The organism is Alteromonas sp. ABM1_013, from assembly GCF_056160505.1.
The window spans coordinates 966,455-986,808 of the sequence record NZ_JBSWXH010000001.1 but is presented as its reverse complement, the minus strand read 5'-3'; the positions used below and the strand labels follow the sequence as shown (position 1 = coordinate 986,808).

Genomic DNA, 20,354 nt, shown 5'->3' with positions numbered 1-20,354 from the left:
GTATTAATGAAAGTACGCTAACGATATCAGAGAGCTGAATCTACGCCTAGCGCAAAACCGTGAATAATGGCAATTTTCGACTATTATTTAATGTTTTGTGAAGATTACCTTAATAGATGCTCCAGCAGTAAGGTGCTTTTGACCATATATGAGAAAATGTGAATAACACGATCAACTTAGAAAACGCGCACCACATAACTTTGCCTAACGGCCTACGTGTTATGCTGTGTCATACGCCCGAGGCAAATGAGTCTTTTGTTTCGATGGCAGTGCGAGCAGGACACTTTTACGACCCCCACGATTGTCAGGGGTTAGCCCACCTTTTAGAACACATGCTTTTCATGGGGAGCCGGCACTTACCTAAACCTAATGCGATAAATGGCTTTATTGAACAGCATGGGGGCACCATAAACGCTTGGACTGGCACCGAATACGCAAACTATCATTTTAATTGTAGTGGGGACGCAATTGCGCAAACCTTACCTGCTTTTGCCGACATGCTTAGGCAACCTTTGTTCGAGGAAGAATCGCTTACCAACGAAATAAAGAACATTCATGCGGAATTTGAGTTTAAGAAAAAAGACGACCTTCGTCGCCTTTACCAAATTCACAAAGAAACCTGTAATCCAGAGCACCCTTTCGCTAAGTTCTCAGTGGGTAACAGCGATACCTTTTCTCAACATGAATGCGTTGCGCTGAAACAACAACTCAAAACACTTCACCATACTTATTACTGCGCCAAAAACATGTGCCTGTGTATTGCCAGCACCATGCCTTTACCTCAACTTGAAGCATTAGTGCATCAATGTTTTGCCAGTATGCCGTCAGGACAGTTAGCGTCAGATGACTGGCCAGCCCTTTACACCAAAAATGAATTGGGTATACAAATAAACATACATCCGCTTCAGTCGGCAAAGCGGATGATAGTGACATTCGCCCTACCCGCTTTACAAAATGATTATGTAACAAAGCCGCTGAATTACATTAGCCATTTAATTGGCGATGAGGGCGAAGGTAGTTTGCTTGCCTACCTTAAAGAAAAGGACTGGGCGCTTAACCTTATTGCAGGTTCGGGTATTGAGGGAGACAAATTTAAAGACTTCAACGTGAGTTTCCAGCTTACCCAAAACGGGCTGGAAAACAAAAACCGTGTACTGGAAGCACTATTTAGTTACATCTCAATAATTCGAGAAGCATCCCATGAAGATTGGCGCTTTCACGAAAAGTCAAAGTTAAATACTTTAGCCCTAGAGTACGAAGAAAATATTAAGCCACTTAGTCTGGTGACCGAATACGCACAGCACCAGTTTATTTTTGGGCCAGACGAATTAGGTAAACTGCGCTCTACCATAGGTAGCTATGATAAAGGCGTTATTGAACATGCTTTATCCTTTTTTGCTCCAGATAACATCCGCCTGAAAGTTATTTCTAAAGACGTGAAAACCACACAAGTTTGTGCGTTCTACGAAGCCGAATACAGTGTAGATAAAATTGATCCTAAGTTACTGCAGGAACTTGGGTCACCAAAGGCGATTAGTGAATTACAGCTTCCTCCACCCAACCCTTATTTGGCAAGCGAATACAGCCTTATATTGCCTGAGGCTGGCTTTAATATTCCTAATAAATTGATGGACAACGGTGGTTATCGCTTTTGGTTTGCCCAAGACCAGCAGTTCCATAGCCCTAAAGGCGATATTTATATCTCTTTTGACGCCGCAAAATTTTCTGACTCTTTACTGGCGGTTGCTGCTAAACGCATCTGGCTGGGTGCGTTAAATGATTACCTGCAGGCGAAATATTACAGAGCCGAAATAGCAGGCCTGCATTATCGTATATACGGACATCAGGCTGGGTTTACGCTTCACACACGAGGCTTCACTAATCAACAAACTTTATTAGCCAACCAGCTTCTTGCGGCCGTGCTTGATTTCATAACTGATGAGAAAGCCTTTGAACACCACAAAGCGCTGCAAATTCAGAGTCTTCACAATTCGCTATTAAATAAGCCCACCAACCGATTATTTTCACGATTGAGCGTGCTGATCCAGCGCAACACCCAAGCGCCAGTAGAGCTGTTAGATGTAATAGATAGTATCACCTATGAGCAAATGCTAAACTTCAGAAAACGTGCTTTTGAACATTATTTCATTGAAGCATTTATGCACGGGAACTGGTCTAGCGAAGAGGCAAAAGTATTTTCAAAAGCGCTTCAAGAACAGTGTCCTAATGCTGGTGGCGGCCCACTTTCACGAGCGGTGTCTAAACTGCCTGTGGGGGGAACGCTTTACCATGAGGTACTTTGTAACCACGATGACTCGGCGGTAGTACTCTATCTTCAAGCTCCCTCCCCGGGCTTTACCGATACGGCACTTTGCATGATTTTAGAGCAAATGCTGGCCGCGCCATTTTTCAATGCATTAAGAACAGAACAGCAATTAGGCTATATCGTAGGCACCGGCTATGTTCCGCACAACCAGCATCCCGGCATGGCGTTCTATATTCAAAGCCCGCAATGTAGCCCAAAACATTTGCTAGATGCTATGACAGAATTCTTGTTTCAGCAGTTAAATGAAATTGAGTTTTATCGCTTCTACTGGCCAACTATTCAGCAAAATCTAATAAAACAGCTAGAGGAACGAGACCTAACACTTTCTATGAAATCTCAGCGACTATGGGTGAGCTTGGGTACCCAAGACTTAGGGTTTAATAGAAACGTAAAACTGGCAGAGCGAGTTAAAGCACTGAGCTTTGAAGAAATCCAAGATTTCGCACATCAACTTGCCAAGCGTGAACGCTGTGGAGAGCTAGTCCTATTTTCGAAAGGAAAATTCGAGACAATTCCAACTCAAGAGAAACGTACGATAAACAGTATTTCACACTTCAAACAAGAGATACCGTACTACTAAGCACAGTTTTCAATAATCACACTGTTATACACTTACAACTACTCTGCTTTTTGTTTAAGGACCACCTTATGCATTAGTTTAGCGCTAACTTCATTGCTTTTTCTTAAATAACGCGGTTAACCTCTCCACAATATCCCCTTTATTGTCAACACCTTATAGAAAACACATACTCACCAGCGATTTAAAAAAGATATAAACGTCAAGTTTTTGACCGAGGTGTCGATAAATAGACGCTGAATTTATCTGAGGTTGCTCAATAAGTAACCCATCATCCCTGCAAACCTTAAAAAGTGCTTGTGGAGACTCAGTTAATTCGGCATATTTATTGTTCTGGTCGTTAGGGATGCTGCCAGTCAAAAATAAAAAAATAATAAATGGCGTATGCCAAAGGTGTATAGGTGCGCTCAACCCTAATTTATTCAATGCTGCTTCTTTTGTTGGCTTTGTCAGGAATGTGTTTTAATCCTGCGAAGGCGATAGAAGTCTCTGATCTTCATTTCACTGAGTTAAACAAGCAACACGGCCTATCAGACACCGCAGTTTTAGATATTGTGGAAGATGACATGGGCTTTATTTGGCTGGCAACGTCAAATGGCCTCAACCGCTATTCAGGTTATAACGTAAAGCAATACCACCCATCAGATGTCGATCCCAACTCCTTACCCTCCGGTTACATTCAAACACTATTTGTCGATTCCGAAGGACAACTATGGGTGGGAACGCATTCAGGATTAGCGCTTTATCAGCCAGAATCGGATGACTTCAAAGTCTTTAATAAAGACAACTCTGTAATAAAAACAGACTTAATCACGGCGATTTCAGAAGCGAAAAATGGTGACATTTTATTCGCGGATAAAAAGTTTCTATATCGATATTCTAAACAATCCTCACAGATAATCGTTTTGACTCAAGTTTTTAAAGAAGAAAGCTTTATCAAAGTGATCTTTGAAGAGGCAAACCGGATATGGGTAGGTTCCAATAAATTCGGAGCAAACCTAGTAGATAGTGAAACACTGGAAGTTTACGAAACGAGCAAAGTTAATCCTTGGGGCGTATCACTCAACATACGCGCTCTCCACGATTTGAAAGTGATTAATGGTAATTATTGGTTAGCGACAAATGAAGGACTTATAGTATTAGCTTCCAATGGCCGAATTATAAAACAAATTAATTACTTAGACCTTGGGGTTAATGAAGATATAAATTCGTTTTCAATAAAGGTTGTTGGCGATGATATATGGGTTGGTTCCTATATAGGCTTGTTCTTGATTTCTGATGCGGCGTCCGATGTAATAACAGAATCTTATGATCCAAAATTCTTACATCTAAACGCTGATACATATAGTACGACAGGCCTACCTCACGAAATTATTATCAAAGTAATTGAAGATAGAACAGGTGTAGTGTGGGCTGCAACTTTCCATCGGGGAGCGTTTAAGTATCATCCCGAATATGCAACTGTTCACTTTCAGCCCGTTTACAATTCAGAACGGCATACAGAAGATAATTACGCTACTATTTGGGGGTTCGCTGAAAACAGCTCCAAAGAGCTCTTCCTCATTTCTCAGCAAAAAGGCCTAGGAAAGATTTCAAAGGACACCGGTGATGTAACTTACTACGATTTTTCTGAAAAGCTAGAAGAAACTAGTTCATTTTGGGACGTAGAAGTTGACAAGAATGACAATGTCTGGATTGCTTCATCTGATGGATTGCTAGTTTTAGAAAGAACAACGAATGGGTTTAATTTGATACGACAGTTTTTCAAAGGCTCTTTTATTGATCACATATTTAAAAGCGAAGATGCTATATGGTTCCAGCTGCCAAGCGGTGAGATTCACTCAATTAATTTTGACAGTCTCCATAAGCCCACTGAAGAAATTTACCTACCCCACAAAAACATACCGAAAGAGTTCGGGAAAATGTTTGCTACTTATGCTGATAGCTATGGGAAAATCTGGTTTAGAGCAGGAGAAAAACTAGTTATATATTCTGCCGACAATCGTCTAGTTGACCGGGTATTGGATTCGTCAAATGGAATTAATTCCTTGGTATATGGAATCCACAAAACTGATGACGGCCTTTGGCTAACCACCCGTTCAGACGGTGTAATACAGGTCGATGAAAAGAGTTTTGCATTAGTTAAAAAACAAAAAAGAGATAACCAAAGTGGTTTTATTACTTCTACGACAGCGGTAGGTGATAGTATTTGGTTTTCTGATGCGAGAGGCGTACACAAAGTACTTCTTCCTTCATTGAGAGAAGCTGACAGCATACCAAATGATCAGTTAGAGTTTAATTCTCTAGGAGAAGGAGCCGTCATTTCAACCCAAGACGGTGTTATATATTTTGGAGGTAACAAAGGCTATATAAAAATATCTAAAAAACGTAAATCAATTAATGAGGGCGTTAAAAAAACTCTTTCGCCTCAATTATATCTTATCAACATTTTTGGCTCTGTTGCTCAGTCAAAAAGAAATCTGCAGCAAAGCGATGAATCTTCTCGCTCTTTCACGTCGAAAGAAATTATTACGTACGATGAGAACCTCACACTGAAGCATGATGAAACTAGGTTTAGTATTTCATTTAGTTTGGTTAATCCAATTTATCCTAATCAAGTTACTTATCGCTATAAACTTATAGGTTTTGAGAACGATTGGATTTACGTTGACAAAGAACGTACTGCTCAATTTAACAATATTTCTTTCGGCAACTATATATTTTCAGTGCAAGCGAAAGAACCCGGTAAAGCGTGGTCTGAAAGCAGAAATTTAAAAATAGCCATAGAACGACCTCCTTGGCTTCACACCGTAGCCCTTGTTTTTTATGGTTTAATTGCATTGGCTATTTTTGCCTTTATTGTTCGCCAGTACCAAATAAGAAAGGCGAACCAACTTGCCATTAAAGAGTCGGAAGAGCGTTTAAAGCTTACCCTATGGAGTTCAGGTGATGAACTGTGGGACTGGGATGTATATCGAGGGCAGGTATACAGAGCAAATACTTGGGGTACGTTAGATTTCCCTCAAGACGATATTCGTACTACTGGCGCTTATGATGCCAATATTCACCCTAACGACATTACTCGGGTTAAATCCGCTTTGCGAGAGCATTTAGAAGGCAACAGTGATTTTTACGAACTGGCCTACCGCGCTAAAACCTTCAAAAATCAGTGGATATGGATCCTTGATCGCGGAAAAGTGGTAGAGCGCGACCATAACGAACAGCCGGTGCGAATGACGGGCACGCTCAAAAACATTCACCACTTAAAAGAAGCTGAAGAACAGCTTAATTTGTTTAAGCGCTCTATAGAGAACATCTCAGAAGGGGTATTTATTACCAATACCCAATTCAAGTTTATTAGCGTTAATAATGCATACTGCAGCTATACCGGTGAAACGCGTGACCAAGCCCTTGCCAGCTTTATGCATTTTCATTTATACCCAGATGCTTTTACCGAAGAAATTAAGAAAACCCTCAAATCAAAAGGCAACTGGTCTGGTGAAGTAGAGAGCGTGCGAGTAAACGGCGAGCGCTACGAAATGGAGCTAAATATTGATGCCGTACATGATGAAGACGGCAAAATAAGCCACTTTGTTGGGGTTTTCAGCGACATTACGTCTCGTAAGAGTACTGAAAAAGAGCTTTTAAAACTTGCCAATGTCGACCCGTTGACCGAACTTCCTAACCGTTCATTCTTCCAAGCAAGTCATCAGAACTTAGTACGCAAATCCAGCACCCACTCCTTGCTTTGCTTGGATATGGATAACTTTAAAAAGATAAACGACTCGTTGGGTCATCAAACCGGCGACATTTTAATAAAGCAAATTGCAAAGCGACTACAGCGAATTACCGGAAAAAATGCGACCTGCTATCGATTAGGTGGTGATGAGTTTAGTATTTTGATGGAAGACAATGCCGATATTCATACGGTAACCCATTATGCACAAAGCTTGTTAGATACCTTGTCGCGCCCCTTTATTATCAATAAACAAGAGTTTGTGCTTGGCGCGAGTATTGGTATTGCCTTTTACCCTGACGATGGTGAATCCCCACAGGAGATGCTGAAAAATGCCGATACAGCAATGTATTTTGCCAAAAATAACGGCGGCAACAGCTATCAGTTCTTCAGTGGTGAAATGAATCAAAACGCGGTTAGGCAGCTGCAAATTGAAAATTTGATTCGTCAAGGGATAAAAGACGACCTGTTCACCGTGTATTACCAGCCTAAAGTGGATATAGCCTCTGGTAAATTGGTTAGCATGGAAGCCTTGGTGCGTTTTGAGCACCCGCAAAAAGGCATAGTAAGTCCGGGGCAATTTATTCCATTAGCAGAGCAGACCGGCCAAATAATTGAGATTGGCGAGCAGGTACTTCGTAAGGCCTGCGCCGATACTAAACGCTGGGTTAAGCAAGGTTTGTTTAGCGGGCGTGTTGCCGTCAATATTTCGGCAAAACAGTTCGAACTGCCAGATTTAGACGACAGAATAAATAGAATATTAAGCGATGTCGGTCTGTCACCGCTGCACCTTGAGTGCGAAATTACCGAAGGTACGCTGATGGAAAGCCCTGAAAACGGCCTGCAAATGATGACTCGCTTGCGTGAACGCGGTATTCACTTAGCGCTAGATGATTTTGGTACTGGCTACTCATCACTTGCGTACTTAAAACGCTTCCCTTTAAATACCTTAAAAATCGACAAAGCCTTTATTGACGATATTGCAAAAAGCAATGTAGACCGACATATGGCTGCGGCCATCATCAACATTGCCCACAACTTAGGCCTTAAAGTTGTAGCCGAAGGTGTAGAAGAGGAATCTCAACTAGACATACTGCGTCGTTACGACTGCGAAATGTTGCAGGGCTTCCTATACAGCCGTCCATTAAATGCAGAACGTTTTGAAAAGCTGCTTACAGAAAATCAAAAGCTGCATACGCTTTTAGGTAATAGCCAGTTCTAAAAGGCACTGCCACTTTATAAGAGGAGTTAATTGTCCCTTTAGCTTCCCTAAAACGGCAAGCTGAGGCAAAGTCCTTCCCTTTAAACCTTCGTATATTAGACTTTAGTGTCATTATAATGGCACTAGTGTTCCCTCTTTTTTAAAAATTACATTAAACATAGAGCAAGCAATTGATTTTAAAGAATTAAATTCAATATCAGACATATTGGCACGTAACTAGCAATATCTTACGTGCCGGTAACAAATATAAAAAATCGGCTTTGTTTGTTCGTTCAAAATAATAATCAGAGGAAATTAACATGTTAAAAGAGTACGCAGTTGCACTAGTACTTTCTACCGCTACCCCAGTTGCTGCCGACACTCAAGAAGGCGCTAAACAAGCTCCAGAGTCGCAAAAAGAAACTATCTCACAACCAGAGTATGTTAAGCCACACTCTGGTGGCGGTCATGGTGTAGGCTTCTAATTTGAAGTTGAAACGATTTTTCAAAAAAAGAGAGTGCGTACTCTCTTTTTTTATATCTGCAAGATCAACACAGCTTTAAGCTAATGACGTAATTGCTAACCCTACGCTGCGATATAAAGATTATTAAATCCTACCGCGTTGCGCCAATGCATGTGGCGAGAGATGGAGAACATAGGTAATAAGATTGGACCTAGTACGAAGCCTGCTATTGCCCACTTCTTCGCGTTCATTCCCCATTTAAACGCTTCTACATAAAAATACAGAGAAAAGATAACGCCTAGTATTACGAGTGAAATCACACTACCTCCAGCTGTTTTACCTAATAATGCGAAGTCTATTGTTTCCATCAATTATTTGAGTTAACCCACTGATAATCGACGCCAACAATTTGACACGTTTATTTTTTAATCACGCGAATTCTACTCAAAATAGAACAATAAACCATCAAAAATAAACGCTGGACATAAAAAAACCGGGCCAAGCCCGGCTTTTAACATTTTATGAACTTATTCGTAAAATTTCTGATCGTTTTCCGCCATTTTTACTAACACATCAGCAGGTGCAAACTTATCACCTACTGCTGTAGCATAATGGTTTAAACGAGCAACTACGTGCTTTATGCCCAATGTGTCCATGTAGCGGAATGGGCCGCCTAGGAATGGAGGGAAGCCAATACCAAAGATAGCACCAATGTCGCCATCGCGGGCATTGCGGATAACCCCCTCGTCTAGACAGCGTGCAGCTTCATTTAGCATCATAAGCACGCAACGTTCAGCAACTTCTTTTTCGCTTAGCTTAGCAGACGGTGATAGCCCAAGTAATTCGTAGATTGACTCATCCACTTCTTTACCTGGCTTCTTACCCTCGTAAGAATAAAACCCTTTTTGGTTCTTCTTACCTTTTCTGCCATCTGCCAGTACTTTATCGAAAGCACTTGGCGCAGTGAAGCGCTCGCCGAATGCCTCTACAAGGAATGGAATAATCTTAGTACCAACATCAATGCCCACTTCATCAAGTAGTTTCACAGGACCTACCGGGAAGCCAAATTTAACCAAAGACTTGTCGATATGCTCGATAGGCTCACCATCAAGAATCAAGTTTGCCGCTTCGTTCATATAAGGGGCCAAAATACGGTTTACGTAGAAGCCCGCACCGTCTTTAACAACAACTGGCGTCTTACCTTGCTTCTTAGCAAACTCTACCGTTGATGAAATAACTTGGTCCGACGTTTTATCGTGAGCGATAACTTCAGCCAATGGCATTTTGTCTACAGGCGAAAAGTAATGGAGGCCAATCACGTTTTCAGGACGTGCTGCTTTTGCTGCAATTTGTGTAATTGGAATAGACGAAGTATTCGAAGCGAAGATCGTGCTTTCTTTGCAGTTCTCTTCAATATCCGCCACCATCTTCTGCTTAAGATCTAAGTCTTCAAATACAGCTTCAACCACGATATCCGCGTCTTGGTAGCCGCTGTAATCCAGTGTACCGGTAAGAAGCGCTAACTGCTTCTGCATTTCGCTGTTACGCATGAAACGCTTCTTCACCTTTTTGTTTAGGATGTCATAGCTGTATTTCATTGCGTTCGCGATGCCATCGGCACGTACGTCTTTAATACGCACAGGCACACCGGCTTTCGTTGAGGTTACATAAGCGATACCACCGCCCATCAAACCGCCACCAAGCACACCTACTTTCTTCATCTTTTCAGGCTTAACGCCTTCAACACCATTTTCTTTTTTCATTTCTGTTGTAGCAAAGAAAATCTGACGAAGTTGGAAAGATTCTGGCGTCATCACTAGCTTACCAAAGGCTTCTGCTTCGGCTCTAAGCCCCGCTTTCATGCCTTCATTCATGCCTGTTTCAATAACGTCGATAATATAACCCGGCGCAGGGTAATTACCTTTGGTTTTAGCAAACGTTGCTTCACGGGCCTTTTTGAACATCATGTTGCGGCCAGGGCCCGTTTTTTCTAACATTTTGTCCATAGCGCTTTTTTGCGGCGCTTCACGTTCTGGCTTGCGTTTAAGGGCAAACTGCTCTGCCACTTTCAAAAGTACGCTATGCGGAACAACTTCATCAACAATTCCGTATTTCTTGGCTTGCTTGGCACGTGCAGGTGAGCCAGTTAGCATCATTTTCATTGCTTGCTGAATGCCTATTAGGCGAGGAAGACGCTGAGTACCGCCACTGCCTGGCAATAGCCCAAGCTGCACTTCAGGTAGACCTACCTGAGTACTAGATGAATCGGTACATACGCGATAGTGACACGCAAGCGCAAGCTCTAAACCACCACCTAACGCAGGGCCGTGAATCGCTGCAACGAAGGTAGCCTTCATGTTTTCGATTCTATCGAAAATAGCTTGTCCACCGGCTGCTATAGTCGTTGCATCCTCAGCAGTTTTACACGCCGCTAGCATGGTAATATCAGCGCCCGCGACAAAAGAACTTGGCTTACCGCTCGTTAATACAACGCCTTTAATGCTGCTATCACGCTCGATATCGTCAAGCATGGCTGATATTTCATCACCAAACTCAGCTTTAAGCGTATTCATGCTCTCGCCAGGTACGTCCATACTAAGAATAGCAACGCCATTATCTTGCTTAGTTAGCGTAAATGCGCCTGATGTTGGCTGAACTTCATTTGTCATTTCTTGTTCCTGACTCATATTATTCTGTCTCCACGATCATTGCGGCACCAAGACCACCTGCGGCACATGCCGTCAGTAGACCTGTACCACCGCCACGGCGATTTAGTTCGTTAAGCATTTGCGTAATCATACGTGTACCGGTTGCAGCAAACGGGTGACCATAGGCAATTGAACTACCCATTACGTTAAACTTGTCCATGTCAATTTCGCCAGTCGCTTTATCGCGCCCTAGTTTCTCTTTGGCGAACTTGTCACTTGCGAACATCTTAACGTTAGCAAGCGTCTGCGCAGCAAACGCTTCATGCATTTCAATTAGCGTTAAGTCATTTAGCGTCATTCCCGCACGGTCTAGTGCGATAGGTGTCGCGTACGACGGACCCATTAGCATGTCCTCCCATACGTCGATTGCCGAGAACGCGTAGCTTTTAATGTAGCCTAGCGGTGTGTAGCCTAATTCTTTGGCTCGGCTTTCTGTCATCATGATCACCGCAGAGGCACCGTCAGTTAGCGGTGTTGCGTTCGCAGCTGTTACAGAGCCGTATTTCTTATCAAACACTGGGCGAAGTTTCGCGTAGCCTTCAAGCTTAGAATCGAAACGTACGTTGTTATCGCGCTCAAGCGCACCTTTGTACGGTTCTGCGTAAGCAGTCATTACTTCGCTAGACAGTTTACCTGCTTCCCAGCTCTCAGCGGCTAGGCTGTGCGAGCGGTGTGCTAGTTTATCCTGCTCTTCGCGAGAAATTTGATGTGTTTTTGCCATTTGCTCTGCCGTTTGCCCCATCGACAAACCGGTAGAGTACTCAGCTACAGCTGGCGGAACCGGTGCTAAGTCTTTTAAGCTTAAACGCTTGAAGATGTTTAGCTTCTGACCCAGAGTTTTAGTTTTCTGCAAATCTACCAAAGCACGTGCAAGGTTCTTAGACACGCCGATAGGTGATACTGATGTTGAATCTGCACCACCTGCGATACCCACCTGGACCGTACCAGCCATCATGCTTTCAGCGATGTTTACCGTTGACTGGAAGCTTGTGGCACATGCACGGGATACGCTGTAAGCGTCGGTATGAATATTCATGCCCGTGCCAAGCACGATTTCGCGCGCAATGTTTGGCGCTTCAGGCATTTGTACTACTTGACCGTAGACAACCTGGTCAACCCACTCTTTTTGAACACCATGGCGAACGAGAAGTTCGTTCACGACCATTTTACCTAGATCAACAGCCGGAACACCGTGGAAATATGTAGCCATTTTCGCAAACGGAGTACGCAACCCCGCGACAATGGCGATGCGATCACCCTCTCGGGTAGTAACTGATTGTTTTGTTGCCATAATGCACCTAAATTGATGACCGACTTCATGATTAGCTCGTTGCTATAAAGTGGTCTGACCTGTAATAAACCCGATTTTTACAAACAATGAACAAAATAGCAAATAATGCAGGGTTAAGGGCAATATAAATGAAACTAAAGTTTGCACTGTTCACAAATTTTGATCATTGGATGCTCTTGGAATTAAAAAAGCTCGCTCTGCATTCAACCGCATATCGTATTTTTATTACTGTTTGACGACTTGAAGAAAGATAGAATGAACCTTATATGGAAATGAAAGTCTGTTTTGTGTCATTGTGACGAGCAAAAGTTATTTAAATTAGTATGTAATTTACTTTTTAGCTAAGCGATCACTTTATAAGATAGTAGAAAACTCTATCGTTCAAATGACACTTCCTGATAACGAGAACTCAAACGGAAATTTTGCATTATGGCAGCAGCGCAATTTCAACAGTTACACGCTTATTTAGACCAACAGATTATTGGTCAGCATGCGTTAACCAAAAGCCTTCTTATCGCTCTTTTGGCCGACGGCCACCTTTTAGTAGAAGGACCTCCTGGACTTGCAAAAACACGCGCAATCAATGCACTTGCTAATGGTATTGACGGTGATTTCCATCGCGTGCAGTTTACCCCAGATCTTTTACCGGCAGATTTAACCGGGACAGACATATACCGCCCAGAAACCGGCGAGTTTGTTTTTCAAAAAGGGCCGCTTTTTCACAACTTAGTGCTAGCCGACGAAATTAACCGCGCACCAGCAAAAGTGCAGTCGGCCCTGCTTGAGGCCATGGCGGAACGTCAAATTACGGTAGGCAGTAAAACTTATCCCCTGCCCCCGCTATTTTTAGTTATGGCCACGCAAAACCCATTAGAGCAAGAAGGAACGTATCCGCTACCTGAAGCGCAGCTTGACCGTTTCTTAATGCACGTGGACATAGATTATCCTGGCGCAGAGACTGAATTAGAAATACTGCGTTTGACTCGAGGCGAAGCGCTTTCAGAACCGCCTATTACACCGCCTACGCTAACTCAGGATGATATTTTTACATCTCGCAAAGAAGCCTTGTCCTTATACATGGCACCAGAGCTAGAGCAATACTTGGTACAACTAATAATGGCGACCCGTCAGCCAGCTAATTTTGATGCAGAATTAGGCCAGTGGATAGCGATGGGAACAAGTCCTCGCGCCACCATTAGCTTAGACCGCTGTGCACGCGCCCACGCTTGGCTTAGCGGTAGAGATTTTGTCGGCCCTGACGATATCCAAGCCGTCGTTCATAACGTACTTCGCCATCGTATTATCTTGTCTTATCAAGCTGAGGCAGAAGGTATAACGATTAACGACGTACTCGATAAGATTGTTGCTACTGTCGCAGTTCCTTAAGCTATGGTGAATGTACAAGCGCAGCTGAGTAAGCTGCAATGTAACGGTGTCTCGCTGTCTAGTGCAGAGTTACTTCGCTACCAGCAGCTGGCCAAGCTTTTTAGCTTGGCGCCAAAACGCATGCCACAAGCTAAACTTGCTGGGAGTTATTTGACTAAGCACAAGGGCCGAGGTATGGAGTTTGACGAGGCCCGTCACTACCAACCCGGTGACGATATTCGCGCTATTGATTGGCGTGTTACTGCGCGCACGGGTAAAACCCACACCAAAGTGTATCGGGAAGAGCGGGAGCGCCCGGTTTTTCTTTTCTGTGATTATCTGCCTTCAATGGCCTTTGGTACGCAGCTGCTTACCAAAGCCGTTCAGGCCGCGCATGTATCGTCATTGATTAGCTGGTCTGCTGCGGCCCGCGGCGATAAGGTTGGCGCATTGGTATTTAACCAAAAACAGCACAAAGAAATTAAGCCCCTTACTCGTAAAAAAGCCGTACTTCACGTTTGTCATGAGCTTATGGCATTACATGAACAAAGCACACAATCTAAAGCTGACAAAGCAAAAGACGAACAAGCTTTTGCTGATGCTTGTGCCCGCGCAAGACGTTTAGCTAGGCCAGGAAGCTTAGTTTATTTGGTATCAGATTTTCAGCATTTAAGTACCCAGGCTATTCAGCATTTAAGTCACTTAACGCGCCATTGTGAAGTAAGGGCTATCGTGATCCATGACCCGATAGAGCATGCCTTGCCACAAACCAATTCACTGCAAAGCGTTAGCGTTTCAGATGGTCACAATCAACAGCGCTGGGTATTAGGTGACAATACCGAACAACAGCAATATTTAAAATGGCGAAATGAACACAACAGCGCAATTTACGATACGTTGCGCAAAATTAACATCGCCAGATTCAGTGTGAGTGCCGGCCTTCCGTTAGATGAACAGCTTCAAAGCATGCAACAAGAACAACGGTTGGAGCTTAATTAATGCAAAGCAATAATCTTTCAACCCATTTTTTATCAAACCTTTTACCAAAGTCAGTACAGTCGATGCCACCTACACATCAAATGCCGGCAGCGCCTCAGCAGCAAGACCCCCTCGCCCAGCTGCGCGATATACACGTGCCCAATGAGGTCAGTATTTGGCCATTAGATTGGGGTTGGTGGGTACTTATCGCCGTGGTTTTATTAGTGTTATTTGGTCTCTATAAAGCTATTTCTGCTCATGTACGGCATAACAAGCCTCGTAAGCAAGCATTAGCATTGCTCGAATCAGTTTCAGCACAACAAAGTAATTGGCCGGTAGCCCTAAACTCTATTTTGAAGCGCACCGCCATGAGCTATTACTCTACTCAACAGGTTGCTGGGCTATACGGCAAACAATGGCAAGCGTTATTAACATCTGCGCTAAAAAGCCGTGATAACAAGCTTGAAGGTGACTTGGCATTATTGATAAGCAATGTTTACCAAGCTAACCCTAACCCAAGTGACTTTGAAACCTGCAAAGGGGCGGTAAAAAGTTGGCTTTCGAAAGCGAAGCTCCCGAAAAATAAGCGGACGGTGAATGGCCTTTCCTCTGAAAATGTAAAGGAGCCGCATCATGCTTAATTTTGCTTGGTGGTGGGTCTTCTTCGTACTCCCCCTGCCTATTATCGTACGCCTTCTTTCTAAAAAAGCCCAAGAAATGCCTATGGCAGCGCTGCGGGTTCCCAGCTTGCGACCTGGTGATGTGTCAGAGCAAACCCAGTTGAAACAAACCAAAATACCGCTAATAGCAAGTAGCTTAATATGGATACTGCTCGTAACAGCTGCCGCACGCCCTCAATGGTTAGGTGAACCTGTTAGCATACCGAATGAAGGCCGAGAAATGATGTTGGCGGTAGACTTATCTGGCAGCATGAAGATAGACGACATGCAGCTAAATGGAAGACAAGTTAACCGTTTAACCATGACAAAATCAGTGGTGTATGACTTTATTCAGCGCCGCGTGGGCGATAGAATCGGGCTAATTTTATTTGCCGATACCGCATATGTTCAGGCGCCGCTAACCTATGACAGAGACACCGTTTCTACGCTTCTCAGTGAAGCTGTGATTGGCTTAGTTGGAGAACAAACTGCCATAGGTGATGCCATTGGTTTAGCAGTGAAGCGCTTTGACGAACGAGAAGAATCTAATAACGTATTAATTCTTCTTACCGACGGACAAAACACCGCAGGAAATATTACGCCTGAGCAAGCTAAAGAATTGGCTATAAGCAAAGGTGTGAAGGTTTACACTATTGGCGTGGGCGCCGACAAAATGCTGATCCAAAGCTTTTTCGGCAGCCGACAGATAAACCCGTCGCAAGAGCTTGATGAAGGCATGTTAACTGATATTGCTACCGCTACCGGCGGCCAATACTTTAGGGCGAGAAATGCCCAAGAGCTTCAGGCAATTTATCAACAGCTTGATGCACTTGAGCCTATCGAAGGCGAAACTCGGAAAATGCGTCCACTGAGCGCGCTGTTTTACTACCCTCTAGCGGCTGCAATTTTATTGTCGGCGCTTTGGGTTTTCCTCACTATTTCGATTTCTTCATTTCGTTGGTTCATACAAAAGCGGAATAACACGTCAACGCAACAGCTAAATACGGCTAACGCAGCACAAGTAACTCAAACAAATAGGGAGACGAAATAATGAATTTCGACTTCTTAAACCAATTTCATTTTTTACGCCCCGAATGGTTTATCGCGCTCGTTCCTTTGATGCTGCTTGTGCTTTTAATTAGAAAAACCACGGCTAAACAATCTGGCTGGCAATCGGTTATCCCTCCTCACCTTTATCAACATATGGTGATTGGAAAGACCGAAATGGGTGTAAAGCCGCCAATGTGGATGCTGGCGTTTGTGTGGGTAATAAGTGTTACAGCACTCGCCGGCCCAACGTGGGAACGCCTGCCTCAGCCGGTTTATCAACTAAAAATGGGGCACGTTATCGTAATAGACATGTCGCTCTCGATGCGTGCGACCGATATGACACCAGACAGACTGACAAGGGCTAAATACAAAGCCATAGACTTAGTTAACGCCATCGGCGAGGGTGAAATGGGCTTGGTTGCTTACGCTGGCGATGCGTTTGTCATTAGCCCTTTAACCGAAGACGCAGGAAATATCACAACCCTAATCCCAAGCCTGTCACCGGAAATTATGCCCGTGCCGGGCAGCGACCCTCTCCTAGGTATAGAGAGTGCGTCAGAGCTTCTCACGAATGCCGGATATAACTCAGGCATAATCTACTGGATTACTGACGGTATAGAGTTAGAACAACAACAAGAGCTTCAGAAGTATGTGGCTTCTATTCCTTTTACAGTAAATGCACTTACCGTTGGCACAAGTGAAGGCGCGCCTATTAGGCAGCAAAGCGGTGAACTATTAAAAGACTTCACCGGCAGCATCGTTATACCCAAGCTAAATGAAAGCGCGGTGGAAGGTGTAGTGAAAACAAGTGGTGGTCGCTTTGAATCCTTTACTTCTAACGACAGTGACATTGATGCTCTCGCTGCGGTATCGCTGCTAGATAAAGGCAGCAGTGAAGAGGATGAAGAAGAAAGTAATTTACAGGGAGATCAGTGGAAAGAAGTTGGCCCTTACTTATTGCTACTACTTCTGCCATTTGCGGCCTTTGCGTTTAAACGCGGATTAGTATTTATCGTATTGGTTGGCCTGCTAAGCCCTTCAATAGTTAAAAACGCCCATGCTGCACAAAATATAGGTACGTCTCAAGGCGCTCAATCTATTCCAAGCACGAAACTGTCGGAAGAGCCTGCGCCAGTAACGACAAATAGACCTGAACCGCTTGCATGGTGGCAAAAGCCATTTATGAATGATGATCAGGAAGCTTTGAATAAATACCAAAGAGGTAAATACAAAGACGCCGTTAGCCAATTCAATAGCGAAGCGTGGAAGGCATCATCCCTTTTTAAGTCAGGTGACTATGAAGGTGCTTTAAATGCTTACAAAAATATTCCGGGCGCTGAAAGCCTCTTTAATCAGGGCAATGCATTGGCCAAACTCGGAAAGCTTGAAGAAGCGATCGAGAAATACGAGCAGGCTTTAGACGAGGCACCTGAGTTTGAAGACGCGAAAATTAATAAAAAAATTGTTGAGGATTTACTGAAACAGCAGCAACAAGAGCAAGACCAGAATCAAAGCGAAAATGGTGATGATGGCGAACAAAGTGACTCGCAAGATAGTGACCAGCAGCAATCAGGAGATCAGAACAATCAGGAGGGTTCGAATGATCAGAATGGCCAGCAAGACAATACTGAAGGACAACAGTCTGACCAAAACCAAGAGCAGCGCTCTGATGACGAACAACAAAACGGCGGAGATAACTCGGCGCAGCCTGATGATACTGAGATGAATAATCAAAACGAGTCATCAGACTCTCAGCAGCAAAATGCGGAACAAGAACAGTCTGAGCAAGGTGATAGTGCACAGCAAGAAAACACTCAGCAAGCTAGTGCTCAAGCGCAAGAAAACGAACAAGAAGCACAGCGGGAAGCGCAGGCAATGCAAGGTCAAGAAGCCGAGCTTACCGATGCAGAAAAAGAAGAACTACAGCGAATGGAAGGTTTAATGCGTCGCGTGCCAGACGACCCAGCATTCTTACTAAAACGAAAAATGCAATTAGAAGCACAAAAACGTCAGCGTCAACGTATGCCTTCAAACCGGAGTGATTGGTAGATGAGAGCCTTATTACAATCTACAGGAATAATTTTTTTACTAACCCTACTCGTTAGCGCGGCTGCCTATGCCGATGTAAATTCAGTTGAAGCAACCATCGACCGAAATCCGGTTATGCTTGATGAAGCTATTCGTTTAACCATTACCGCCGATGGAAGCGCCGATAGAGACGCATTTGACAGCTCTCCCCTATTAAAAGACTTTGTAGTGGGCAGGACATCGGTAAGTAGCCAAACGTCTATCGTCAATTTCGACACCAAACGCACTACGGTTTGGACCACCACGTTATTCCCTCGTAAAGAAGGTACCTTCACTATTCCTTCGTTAACTATTGAAGGGAAATCAACAAAGCCTATTCAAGTTGAAGTTATTCCTGTTCAAGAACAAAGCAACGTGGCCCGCGACTATTTTGTTACTACAGATATCGACTTGAACGAGGCCTATTTAAACCAACAACTGCTGTACACTGTTAAGCTTTTTCTCTCTAGCAATATTGAGCGGGGCAGCTTGCAAGCACCAGAAATGCAGAATGCGGAAATTACTCAGCTAGGTGAAGATAAACAGTATACCGATATAGTAAACGGCAGACGGTATCAGATTATTGAGCGTCAATTTGCTGTTGTCCCTCAAGCTTCAGGAGAGTTCACGCTAAGGGGCCCCATCTTTACCGGTGAAGTTATGGCGGCTAATACTAACCAGCGTTTTGGCTTCTTTAATCGTACCCAGCAAATTAATCGTGTTGGTCCTGACATTACGGTAAACATTAAGCCTATCCCTCAAGGAATTGACTATCCGTGGCTGCCTTCTGAAATGGTTAGAGTTGACGAAGAGTGGCCGCAAGGAGATAACTTTGTCGCAGGCGAACCGGTAACACGCATAGTTACGCTAACCGCATTGGGCGTAGTAGAAGAACAGCTTCCTGATATTCCTGAGTTTTATCCGCCGAACTTTAAGTTATATCCTGATCAATCAAATACAACGACTGTTGAAAAAGACCAGAGCTTGATTTCACAGCGCCAAACGTCTTTGGCAATTATTCCAACACAGCCCGGCGACTTTGTTTTACCTGAAATTACTATTCCTTGGTTTAATACGCTTACTCAAAAGACTGAGTATGCCACAATTCCTGCTCGCTCTATTACGGTAGTACCGGCGACTGGCAGCAACAACCAGAAAAACGCCAGTGCCCCATCAACAAGTACTGCGGCGGTAAACGACGCACAAAGTGATTTACCGTCAGCAGCAGTTAAGCCCGACGTCGATTCGGGTAAAGAAAGCAAACCGCCTAATAGCAATGCCGATAACGCTAGTATTAGTGAAAAAACACAGTTTGATTGGATTGTGAGCAGTGTACTACTTGCACTTTTGCTGGTCGCGCTTATCGGGTGGCTATTTACCTATAGAAAACTTAAACAAGCTCAGTTCATCGGAAATGCTCACGGCCCTAAACAGCGCCTAATTCCTACAGCGGAGTTTGATGAGAAAGCCCAATATCAAAAACTGATGGCAGTGATAAAAGCAAAAGATACCAGCTCAGTAACACTTACTCTTAAGCAATGGATAAACGCACTAACTGCCGGGAAAGCGCAACTTTCACAGTTTGAAGGAATTAACACAGCTGTGAATGAGCTTTACGCACTACGCTTCTCGGCTAGTCAAACTGATAAACGTGCTCAATCGGAACAAGTATCTAAGACGTTAGAAAAACTTACCGATGAAATAAAGCGCGCTCGCAGCAAATGGCAGCAAACAGGTGCAAAGAACAGCCACACGCTATCTAACTTGTATCCTGCTTCATAAAACGCATTTCATTTGCTAATACACGGAAACCTGCGTAATTAAAGCCCTTGTATAGAGCTGAACGACAGCCGCAAGGGTTTTGAAAGCATTATCTGTAGTTAATATTCAGCACAAGTCTCGGTCTTTAGTGCCCTTTGAGAGGCTCAAAAA

The 20,354-nt window shown here is 43.7% G+C and carries 12 protein-coding genes; 9 read left to right on the top strand and 3 right to left on the bottom strand.

Features of this window, described 5'->3' with window-relative positions:
• The first annotated feature begins 158 nt into the window (after positions 1 to 158).
• The 3 genes from ACXAGK_RS04155 to ACXAGK_RS04145 all read left to right on the top strand — a co-directional run bounded on the left by ACXAGK_RS04155 (position 159) and on the right by ACXAGK_RS04145 (position 8,325).
• The gene (locus tag ACXAGK_RS04155; RefSeq protein ID WP_474854292.1) at positions 159 to 2,906 is read left to right on the top strand and encodes an insulinase family protein; all 2,748 of its coding nucleotides are present in this window, start codon (positions 159 to 161) and stop codon (positions 2,904 to 2,906) included.
• 398 nt (positions 2,907 to 3,304) lie between these two features.
• A complete protein-coding gene (locus ACXAGK_RS04150; RefSeq protein WP_474854290.1) occupies positions 3,305 to 7,861 on the top strand; it encodes an EAL domain-containing protein in 4,557 nt (1,518 codons plus the stop codon).
• A 299-nt stretch (positions 7,862 to 8,160) separates the two neighbouring features.
• Complete coding sequence (locus ACXAGK_RS04145; RefSeq protein WP_474854288.1) at positions 8,161 to 8,325, top strand: hypothetical protein; 165 nt, start codon at positions 8,161 to 8,163, stop codon at positions 8,323 to 8,325.
• A gap of 101 nt (positions 8,326 to 8,426) precedes the next feature.
• On the opposite strand, the gene ACXAGK_RS04140 is transcribed toward ACXAGK_RS04145, so the two are convergent.
• The 3 genes from ACXAGK_RS04140 to fadI all read right to left on the bottom strand — a co-directional run bounded on the left by ACXAGK_RS04140 (position 8,427) and on the right by fadI (position 12,303).
• A complete protein-coding gene (locus ACXAGK_RS04140; RefSeq protein WP_474854286.1) occupies positions 8,427 to 8,624 on the bottom strand; it encodes a hypothetical protein in 198 nt (65 codons plus the stop codon).
• Positions 8,625 to 8,831: 207 nt separating this feature from the next.
• Positions 8,832 to 10,973 carry a fatty acid oxidation complex subunit alpha FadJ gene (gene fadJ, locus ACXAGK_RS04135; RefSeq protein ID WP_474854284.1) on the bottom strand — a complete coding sequence of 714 codons (2,142 nt, stop codon included), beginning with the start codon at positions 10,971 to 10,973 and terminating at the stop codon, positions 8,832 to 8,834.
• Positions 10,974 to 10,992: 19 nt separating this feature from the next.
• The gene (gene fadI, locus ACXAGK_RS04130; RefSeq protein WP_474831292.1) at positions 10,993 to 12,303 is read right to left on the bottom strand and encodes an acetyl-CoA C-acyltransferase FadI; all 1,311 of its coding nucleotides are present in this window, start codon (positions 12,301 to 12,303) and stop codon (positions 10,993 to 10,995) included.
• A 429-nt stretch (positions 12,304 to 12,732) separates the two neighbouring features.
• On the opposite strand from fadI, the gene ACXAGK_RS04125 reads away from it, so the two are divergent.
• From ACXAGK_RS04125 to ACXAGK_RS04100, 6 genes are read left to right on the top strand one after another with little or no spacing between them, the layout of a single operon-like run.
• Positions 12,733 to 13,689 (top strand): AAA family ATPase, encoded by a 957-nt coding sequence (locus tag ACXAGK_RS04125; protein WP_474854282.1) that lies wholly within the window; start codon positions 12,733 to 12,735, stop codon positions 13,687 to 13,689.
• Positions 13,690 to 13,692: 3 nt separating this feature from the next.
• Complete coding sequence (locus ACXAGK_RS04120; protein ID WP_474854280.1) at positions 13,693 to 14,667, top strand: DUF58 domain-containing protein; 975 nt, start codon at positions 13,693 to 13,695, stop codon at positions 14,665 to 14,667.
• Entirely contained in the window at positions 14,667 to 15,287 is a 621-nt protein-coding gene (locus tag ACXAGK_RS04115) for a DUF4381 domain-containing protein (RefSeq protein ID WP_474854278.1), read from the top strand. Before ACXAGK_RS04120 ends, ACXAGK_RS04115 begins: the two co-directional genes overlap by 1 nt.
• Positions 15,280 to 16,356, top strand: a complete 1,077-nt coding sequence (locus ACXAGK_RS04110; RefSeq protein ID WP_474854276.1) for a vWA domain-containing protein — start codon at positions 15,280 to 15,282, stop codon at positions 16,354 to 16,356. The genes ACXAGK_RS04115 and ACXAGK_RS04110 overlap by 8 nt, the downstream gene beginning before the upstream one ends.
• Complete coding sequence (locus ACXAGK_RS04105) at positions 16,356 to 18,404, top strand: vWA domain-containing protein (RefSeq protein ID WP_474854274.1); 2,049 nt, start codon at positions 16,356 to 16,358, stop codon at positions 18,402 to 18,404. Before ACXAGK_RS04110 ends, ACXAGK_RS04105 begins: the two co-directional genes overlap by 1 nt.
• Positions 18,405 to 20,204: a BatD family protein gene (locus ACXAGK_RS04100; RefSeq protein WP_474854272.1), complete on the top strand. Its 1,800-nt coding sequence runs from the start codon at positions 18,405 to 18,407 to the stop codon at positions 20,202 to 20,204.
• Positions 20,205 to 20,354: the final 150 nt, after the last annotated feature.

Coding starts and splice junctions, on each gene's coding strand:
- ACXAGK_RS04105 (WP_474854274.1), top strand. CDS start 16,356: ATGAATTTCGACTTCTTAAACCAATTTCATTTTTTACGCCCCGAATGG.
- ACXAGK_RS04120 (WP_474854280.1), top strand. CDS start 13,693: ATGGTGAATGTACAAGCGCAGCTGAGTAAGCTGCAATGTAACGGTGTC.
- ACXAGK_RS04100 (WP_474854272.1), top strand. CDS start 18,405: ATGAGAGCCTTATTACAATCTACAGGAATAATTTTTTTACTAACCCTA.
- ACXAGK_RS04145 (WP_474854288.1), top strand. CDS start 8,161: ATGTTAAAAGAGTACGCAGTTGCACTAGTACTTTCTACCGCTACCCCA.
- ACXAGK_RS04125 (WP_474854282.1), top strand. CDS start 12,733: ATGGCAGCAGCGCAATTTCAACAGTTACACGCTTATTTAGACCAACAG.
- ACXAGK_RS04115 (WP_474854278.1), top strand. CDS start 14,667: ATGCAAAGCAATAATCTTTCAACCCATTTTTTATCAAACCTTTTACCA.
- fadI (WP_474831292.1), bottom strand. CDS start 12,303: ATGGCAACAAAACAATCAGTTACTACCCGAGAGGGTGATCGCATCGCC.
- ACXAGK_RS04110 (WP_474854276.1), top strand. CDS start 15,280: ATGCTTAATTTTGCTTGGTGGTGGGTCTTCTTCGTACTCCCCCTGCCT.
- fadJ (WP_474854284.1), bottom strand. CDS start 10,973: ATGACAAATGAAGTTCAGCCAACATCAGGCGCATTTACGCTAACTAAG.